Here is a 6,975-nt window from a genome sequence, read left to right as displayed (position 1 = left end):
GTCTCAAGTCGCTGGTCGGTCGCGGGCCGCGTTCCGGGCACTAGCCGCACCGCTGCCCCGCGATAGAATCCGGGCATGGCCGTCCTCCGCTTCGACAACGTCAGCAAGCAGTATCCGGGCGGGCACGCCGCCCTCAGCGACGTCAGCTTCGAAGTCCGGGCTGGCGAAATGCTGTTCGTCACCGGGCATTCGGGTGCCGGCAAGAGCACCCTGCTCAAGCTCATCCACCTGTCGGAGCGGCCCAGCCGCGGCGCCGTCCTGTTCGGCGAGCGCAACCTGCTCAGGGTGCGTGGCCGTCGGGTGCCGCTGCATCGGCGCGAAGTGGGCGTCGTGTTCCAGGACCATCGCCTGCTGGCCGATCGCACGGTGCAGGAAAACGTCTCGTTGCCGCTGATCCTGCGCGGCATGAAGCGCGCCGAGATCGGCAAGCGCGTGCGTTCGATCCTCGAACGGCTCGGCCTCGGCGCCCGCGAACGCGCGCTGCCGACGCAGTTGTCGGCAGGCGAGCAGCAGCGCGTCGGCATCGCCCGTGCCCTGGTCGGCGAGCCGCGCCTGCTGGTGGCCGACGAGCCCACCGGCAACCTCGATCCCACCCTGTCCGCGGAAATCATGGCCCTGTTCGCCGAACTGCCCGAGCGCGGCACCAGCGTGCTCGTGGCCAGCCACGACCTGGGCCTGGTCAAGCGCATGAAGCGGCGCGTGCTGGTGCTCGACCACGGCCAGCTTGTCGACGACATTTCGCCGGAGGACCTGGCGGATGAGTAACACGGACGGGAGCCGGGAGCCGGCAGCCGTGAGCCGGAGTGCGCATCATTCGGCGGCGGCGGCCTGGATCGACCACCACCTGTACAGTCTCGTGGCGAGCCTGGGGCGGTTCCTGGGCAGGCCGTGGTCGAGCGTGCTCACCGTGGGAGTGATGGCCGTGGCGCTGGCGCTGCCGCTGGGCCTGTGGCTGGTGCTGGGCAACGTGGCGCGTTTTTCCGGGCAGGTGCAGGAAGCGCGCGAGATCAGCGTGTTCCTCAAGGCGGACGTCGACGCGACCCGCGCCGGCGCGCTGGCGGACGAGCTGCGGAACCGCAACGACATCGGCCACGTCGAACTGCGCACGCCGCAGCAGGGCCTGGAGCAACTGCGCGACGCCGGGCTGGGCGATGCGATCGATGCGCTGGGCGAGGACGACAACCCGCTGCCGAACCTGCTGGTGGTAACGCCAGCCGGCGACGAGGCGCTGCTTGCCGCATCGTTGCAGACGCTGCCCGAAGCCGAACTCGTGCAGCACGACGCCCAATGGCGCGAGCGCCTGGACGGCTGGCTGCGCTTCGGCAACCGCGCGGCGGTAGTCCTGGCATTGCTGCTCGGGTTCGGCGCGCTGCTGGTCGTGGGCAATACCGTGCGCCTGGACATCCAGTCGCGCCGCGAGGAAATCGGCGTGCTCCAGCACCTGGGCGCGACCGACGGTTTCATCCGCCGCCCCTTCCTGTACCTGGGCGCGTGGTACGGCCTGGCTGCCGGCGCACTGGCGATCGCGCTGCTGGCCGGTGCCGCGCTGGCGCTGCGCGCGCCATTGGCCGCGCTTGCGGCCAGTTACGGCAGCCATTTCGCCCTGAGCGGCTTCGATCCGGCCACCGCGCTGGGCGTGCTGGCGGGTTCCGCGGTGCTGGGGTGGATCGGCGCAGGCGTGGTCACCGGGCATTTCCTGCGGCAGACTCGGCCCACGGACACCTGATGGAAGTCATGGAAGCGCAACCCGACAAGAAGGCAACGGACAAACTGCGGCATGTCGTCAGCGACGCGCCGCGGGTGATGGTGGTGGATGGTTCGAAACTGGTGCGCAAGCTCATCGGCGATGTCCTGCGCGCCGAACTGCCCGGCGCGCGCGTGGTCGCCTGCGGCGGCCTGGCCGAAGCCCGCGCCGAACTCGAGGCCGAGGCGGTGGACCTGGTCACCACATCGCTCGTGCTGCCCGACGGCGACGGCCTGGCCTTGGCGCACACCGTTCGCGAGGCGGCGGGGCAGAGTTACGTTCCGGTGATCGTGGTCTCGGGCGACGTGCAGTCGCGCCTGGAATCGCGCAGCCTCAACGACGACGTCACCGACTATTTCGACAAGGCGCTGGGGCACAGCGCGCTCGCGGCGTTCATCCGCGGCTACGTGCAGCCGCAGCCCGTGCCCGGCGCGCGCGTGCTGTATGTCGAGGACAGCCGCGTGGTCGCCGCCGCGACCAAGCGCATGCTCGAACGCCAGGGCATGGAAGTGCTGCATTTTTCCGACGCCGAGCCGGCGCTGGACTACCTGCGCGAACGCCACGCCGCCGGCGAGGTCGGTGCCGACCTGCTGCTCACCGACGTCTATCTCAAGGGCGAGCTCAGCGGCATGGACGTACTGGCCGAGGTGCGCGGGCCGCTGGGTTACGGCAAGCGCGCGCTGCCGGTGCTGGTGATGACCGGCGACGCCAACCGCGAAAACCAGAGCCAGCTGCTGCGCGACGGCGCCAACGACCTGGTGCTCAAGCCGATCGAGGAGCGCCTGCTGGTGACCAAGGCCCTGTTCCAGTTGCGCGTCGCGCGCCTGCCCGAGCAGCCCAGCTTCCAGTCGTGAGCGCGGCGCCGTGAGCGACATCAGGCTCGAGGCTTCCTGGAAGGACCGCGTAGGCGACTACCTGCAACGCGACGACATGCGCGCCCTGTCGGCGTTCCTGCGCGAGCGCAAGGCTGCGGGCGCGCGCATCTACCCGCCGGGTCCGCGCATCTTCGGAGCCCTGGACGCGACGCCGTTCGAGCAGGTCAAGGTCGTGATCCTCGGCCAGGATCCCTACCACGGCCCCGGGCAGGCGCACGGCCTGTGCTTCTCGGTGCAGCCGGGGGTACCGGTGCCGCCGTCGCTGCAGAACATCTACAAGGAGCTGCAGCGCGACCTGGGCATCGCCCCGCCGGCGCATGGCTGCCTGGCATCGTGGGCACGGCAGGGCGTGCTGCTGCTCAACGCGGTGCTGACCGTGGAGGACGGCCGCGCCGGCGCCCATGCCGGCAAGGGCTGGGAGGGTTTCACCGACCACATCGTCGAGACCCTGGGGCGCGAGCGCGAGCACCTGGTGTTCATGCTCTGGGGCAGCTACGCGCAGAAGAAGGGCGCGGTGATCGACCCGCGCCGGCACCGGGTGCTCAAGGCCCCGCACCCCTCGCCGCTGTCGGCGCACCGGGGGTTCCTGGGCTGCGGGCACTTTTCGGCCGCGAACGAATACCTGGCCCGCCACGGGCAGGCCCCGGTCGACTGGACCCTGCCGGCGCAGCCGCCGGAGGCATGACTTCCGGGCCCTTGTGCCGGGCCCGCGCGGCCCCCACGCTGGTTTGACGTTCGCTGTGCTTCCATTGGAACGGAGGGCGGCAGGGGGCGTCTGATTGTTCCATGAACGGAATACTGGAAACCATTCACATCCTTAGCAGTCCAACAGGCCCACTGCTAAAATCGATCCCATGAGCGAGACGACCATGCTCCACGACAACGTGGCCCCGGCCACCGCCGCCCTCGTCGCCAGTAACCTGCCGGTCCCCAGCGCGATCGGTTCGCTGGACGCCTACATCGGCGCCGTGCACCGCATCCCGGTGCTCTCGGTGGAGGAGGAGCAGGCACTGGCGCACCGCTTCCGCGACCACAACGATCTCGATGCCGCGCGCGAACTGGTGCATTCGCACCTGCGCTTCGTGGTCCACGTGGCCCGCGGTTACAACGGCTACGGCCTGCCGCTGGGCGACCTGATCCAGGAAGGCAACATCGGCCTGATGAAGGCGGTCAAGCGCTTCGACCCCGACGTGGGCGTGCGCCTGGTCAGCTTCGCCGTGCACTGGATCCGTGCCGAGATGCACGAGTTCATCCTGCGCAACTGGCGCATCGTCAAGGTCGCCACCACCAAGGCGCAGCGCAAGCTGTTCTTCAACCTGCGCAAGAGCAAGACGCGCCTGGGCTGGTTGAACGACGCCGAGGTCACCGCCGTCGCCAACGACCTCAACGTGTCCAAGCGCGAAGTGCTGGAGATGGAGTCGCGCCTGTCCGGCCGCGACATCGGCTTCGACCTGTCCGCCGACGAGGACGACGAGCGCGCTCCGCCGGCGCCTGCCGCCTACCTGATGGCACAGGAAGACGATCCGGCCCAAGCCTACGAACGTGCCGACAGTGAAGACAACCAGCTCGAGCTGCTGCGCGAAGGCCTGCAGTCGCTGGATGCGCGTTCGCGCGACATCGTCCGCCGCCGCTGGCTGGACGACGAGAACAAGGTGACGCTGCAGGAACTGGCCGACGAGTACGGCGTCAGCGCCGAGCGCATCCGCCAGGTCGAGGCCAACGCCCTCAAGAAGATGAAGGCGCTGTTCGCCGCCTGACGCGCAGGAATCGGATATCGGCGCGCCCGGCGGCGCGCCATCCTCGTGCTCCCTTTCTCGTGGAGCATATCGATGGCGTACGTGATCCGGGGACTGCCGGCGCAGTCCTTCCAGCCCTTGTTCGGACTCGACGATGCCGCCTTGGAAGCGCGCGGCATGCGCCGTTACGTCGCCGACGGCCCGGGTTATCCCTGCCGCATCAGCCTCGAGGATGCCGCGCCCGGCGAATCGCTGATCCTGCTGCACTGGAACCACCTGGACGCCGACAGCCCTTACCGCTCGGCGGGCCCGATCTTCGTGCGCGAATCGGCGCGCCCGCAGGCGGCGTTCCACAACATGGTGCCCGAGCAGCAACGCAGCCGCCTGTTGTCGGTGCGTGCGTACGACGCCCAAGGCTGGATGCTCGATGCCGAAGTCGATGAAGGCGAGCGCCTGGAAGGGCTGATCGAACGTTTCTTCGCCGATGCGCGGACCGCGTTCCTGCACGTGCACAACGCCCGCCGCGGCTGCTACGCCTGCCGCGTCGATCGCGGCTGATCGCCACCGTCTCCGTTGCCGCTGTCGCCAAGGATGATCCGCGCCGCGCGCTGGTAGCTCCAGTAAGCCCAAGTCCAGCTGAGCATCACCGAGAGCCGGTTGCGGAAGCCGATCAGGAAGAAGATGTGCGCGGTGAGCCAGAACCACCACGCCACGGCGCCCGACAACCGCAACCGGCCCAGGTGCACGACGGCCGCCATTCGGCCGATGGTCGCGAGGTTGCCGAAGTCCCGGTAACGGAATGGCGGCGACGGCTTTGCCGCCAGCCGGGCGCGGATCGCCATCGCGACATGCCGGCCCATCTGTTTGGCTGCCGGCGCCACGCCCGGGACCGGTCGGCCGACGGGGCGCTGCACCGAGGCGAGGTCGCCGGCGACGAACATGCCAGGGGCACCCGAGACTTCCAGGTCGTGTCCGACCGGCACGCGCCCGGCGCGATCCAGTGGTACGCCGAGCGTGCGCGCAAGCGGTGAGGCAGCCACGCCGGCGGCCCACAGCACGGTGCGTGCGGCGATGCGTTCGTCGCCCAGCGACACGCCCTGGGCATCGATTCCGCTGACCGGATGTCCGCAGCGAACCTCGACACCGAGCCGTTCGAGCTGCTTGCACGCTTGCGCGGAAAGCGACTCCGGGAACGCCGCCAGCACCCTTGGACCAGCTTCGAGCAGCAATACCCGCGCGTCGCCGGGCTCGATCCTGCGGAACTCATGCCGCAGCGTATGGCGCGCGATCTCGACCAGGGTGCCGGCCAGTTCCACGCCGGTGGGTCCGCCGCCGATGATCGCGAACGTGAGTAGTGCGCGGCGCACGCCGGGATCTTCTTCGGCCTCCGCGCGCTCGAACGCAGACAGGATGCGGCGGCGGATGTGCAGCGCATCGTCCAGCGTCTTCAGTCCCGGCGCATGCGGCGCCCATTCGTCGTGGCCGAAATACGCATGGGTCGCGCCGCTTGCCAGCAGCGCGAAGTCGTAGTCGAGCGCCGTTCCATCGGCGAGCGCGATGCGCTTGCCTGCGGTATCGACCGCGACCGCCTCGCCCATCAGCACCGTCGCGTTGCGCTGGCGGCGCAGGATGTGCCGCAGCGGCGCGGCGATGTCCGGCGCCGAGAGGCCGGCAGTCGCGACCTGGTACAGCAACGGTTGGAACAGGTGGTGGTTGCCGCGATCGAGCAGGGTGATGCGCACCGGTGCGCTGGCCAGGCCGCGCGTGGCCCAGAGCCCGGCGAAACCACCGCCGACGATGACCACATGGGGTGTTGGGTCCATGCCGTGCTCCTTCAGTACAGGTCCACCGGATCCACGTCCAGCGACCAGCGCACCTTGCGTGCTTCCGTCGATGCGCGCAGCACTGGCATCACCGCGTCCAGCGCCGCGTGCAACGCTGGCCGGGTGGGCGACGACAGCAACAGCTGCACGCGCTGGAAGCCGGCGCGCCGCGGCATGGGTGCAGGCAGCGGGCCGTGCACGTCGATGCCCGATGCGCGCAGGGCTTGCCTGGCCAGGTGCAGGAACTGCATCGGCGGATCCGCATGCTTGGCTTCCGCGCGCAGCAACGCCAGGTGTGCGAACGGCGGAAAGCCGGCTTCCTCGCGCTGCACGAGTTCGTCGTTGGCGAAAGCGTGGTAACCGCCGTGGACCAACAGCTGCAGCAACGGGTGTCCGGGGTGGTGGGTCTGCAGCAGCACTTCGCCACGGCGCTGCGCGCGCCCGGCGCGGCCGGCGACCTGGATCAGCAATTGCGCGAGTTGTTCCCGCGCGCGGAAGTCGGCCGAGAACAGGCCTTCGTCGATGCCCACCACTGCCACCAGGCCGAGGTTGGGCAGGTCGTGGCCCTTGGCCAGCATCTGCGTGCCGACCAGGATCCCGGGCTTGTCGCCGAGCGTGTCCAGCAGCCGCTCGAGCGCGTCGCGGCGCCCCGTGCTGCCGCGGTCGACCCGCAGTACCGGCACGGCGTCGAAACGTTCCGCCAGCGCCTGTTCCAGGCGCTCGGTGCCGACGCCCTGCGGCTGCAGGGCCAGGCCGCCGCAATCCGGGCACGCGGGCGGCGCGGCGCGGCGCAGGCC

General features: G+C 69.8%; 8 protein-coding genes. 6 read left to right on the top strand and 2 right to left on the bottom strand.

What is annotated here, in order from left to right; all coding sequences use genetic code 11:
* The first annotated feature begins 75 nt into the window (after positions 1–75).
* From ftsE to QAA18_RS12255, 6 genes are all read left to right on the top strand, one after another.
* The gene (gene ftsE / locus QAA18_RS12280; protein ID WP_279413320.1) at positions 76–765 is read left to right on the top strand and encodes a cell division ATP-binding protein FtsE; all 690 of its coding nucleotides are present in this window, start codon (positions 76–78) and stop codon (positions 763–765) included.
* Complete coding sequence (gene ftsX, locus QAA18_RS12275) at positions 758–1,726, top strand: permease-like cell division protein FtsX (protein WP_279413319.1); 969 nt, start codon at positions 758–760, stop codon at positions 1,724–1,726. The genes ftsE and ftsX overlap by 8 nt, the downstream gene beginning before the upstream one ends.
* A gap of 8 nt (positions 1,727–1,734) precedes the next feature.
* The gene (locus tag QAA18_RS12270; RefSeq protein WP_279413322.1) at positions 1,735–2,598 is read left to right on the top strand and encodes a response regulator; all 864 of its coding nucleotides are present in this window, start codon (positions 1,735–1,737) and stop codon (positions 2,596–2,598) included.
* 10 nt (positions 2,599–2,608) lie between these two features.
* Positions 2,609–3,304 carry a uracil-DNA glycosylase gene (gene ung, locus QAA18_RS12265; RefSeq protein WP_279413317.1) on the top strand — a complete coding sequence of 232 codons (696 nt, stop codon included), beginning with the start codon at positions 2,609–2,611 and terminating at the stop codon, positions 3,302–3,304.
* A gap of 184 nt (positions 3,305–3,488) precedes the next feature.
* Positions 3,489–4,376: an RNA polymerase sigma factor RpoH gene (gene rpoH / locus QAA18_RS12260; protein ID WP_279413321.1), complete on the top strand. Its 888-nt coding sequence runs from the start codon at positions 3,489–3,491 to the stop codon at positions 4,374–4,376.
* A gap of 72 nt (positions 4,377–4,448) precedes the next feature.
* A complete protein-coding gene (locus tag QAA18_RS12255; protein WP_279413315.1) occupies positions 4,449–4,913 on the top strand; it encodes a DUF1203 domain-containing protein in 465 nt (154 codons plus the stop codon).
* Here the strand turns inward: QAA18_RS12255 and QAA18_RS12250 are convergent.
* Together QAA18_RS12250 and QAA18_RS12245 are read right to left on the bottom strand one after the other, a co-directional pair.
* Positions 4,886–6,178, bottom strand: coding sequence for an NAD(P)/FAD-dependent oxidoreductase (locus QAA18_RS12250; RefSeq protein ID WP_279413313.1), 1,293 nt, complete (start codon positions 6,176–6,178; stop codon positions 4,886–4,888). The two genes, QAA18_RS12255 and QAA18_RS12250, sit on opposite strands and share 28 nt — an antisense overlap.
* A gap of 11 nt (positions 6,179–6,189) precedes the next feature.
* Positions 6,190–6,975: helicase-related protein (locus tag QAA18_RS12245; protein WP_343226753.1), on the bottom strand; the 786-nt coding region annotated here is incomplete at its 5' end.

The sequence above is a fragment of the Luteimonas sp. 8-5 genome, assembly GCF_029763755.1.
In the GTDB taxonomy this organism is placed as follows: domain Bacteria; phylum Pseudomonadota; class Gammaproteobacteria; order Xanthomonadales; family Xanthomonadaceae; genus Cognatiluteimonas.
This window is presented reverse-complemented; position numbering and strand designations above follow the sequence as displayed.

Bases quoted from the DNA above. Each gene is read 5' to 3' on its own strand.
- ftsX (WP_279413319.1), top strand. From the start codon at position 758: ATGAGTAACACGGACGGGAGCCGGGAGCCGGCAGCCGTGAGCCGGAGT.
- ftsE (WP_279413320.1), top strand. From the start codon at position 76: ATGGCCGTCCTCCGCTTCGACAACGTCAGCAAGCAGTATCCGGGCGGG.
- rpoH (WP_279413321.1), top strand. From the start codon at position 3,489: ATGCTCCACGACAACGTGGCCCCGGCCACCGCCGCCCTCGTCGCCAGT.
- QAA18_RS12250 (WP_279413313.1), bottom strand. From the start codon at position 6,178: ATGGACCCAACACCCCATGTGGTCATCGTCGGCGGTGGTTTCGCCGGG.
- QAA18_RS12255 (WP_279413315.1), top strand. From the start codon at position 4,449: ATGGCGTACGTGATCCGGGGACTGCCGGCGCAGTCCTTCCAGCCCTTG.
- QAA18_RS12270 (WP_279413322.1), top strand. From the start codon at position 1,735: ATGGAAGCGCAACCCGACAAGAAGGCAACGGACAAACTGCGGCATGTC.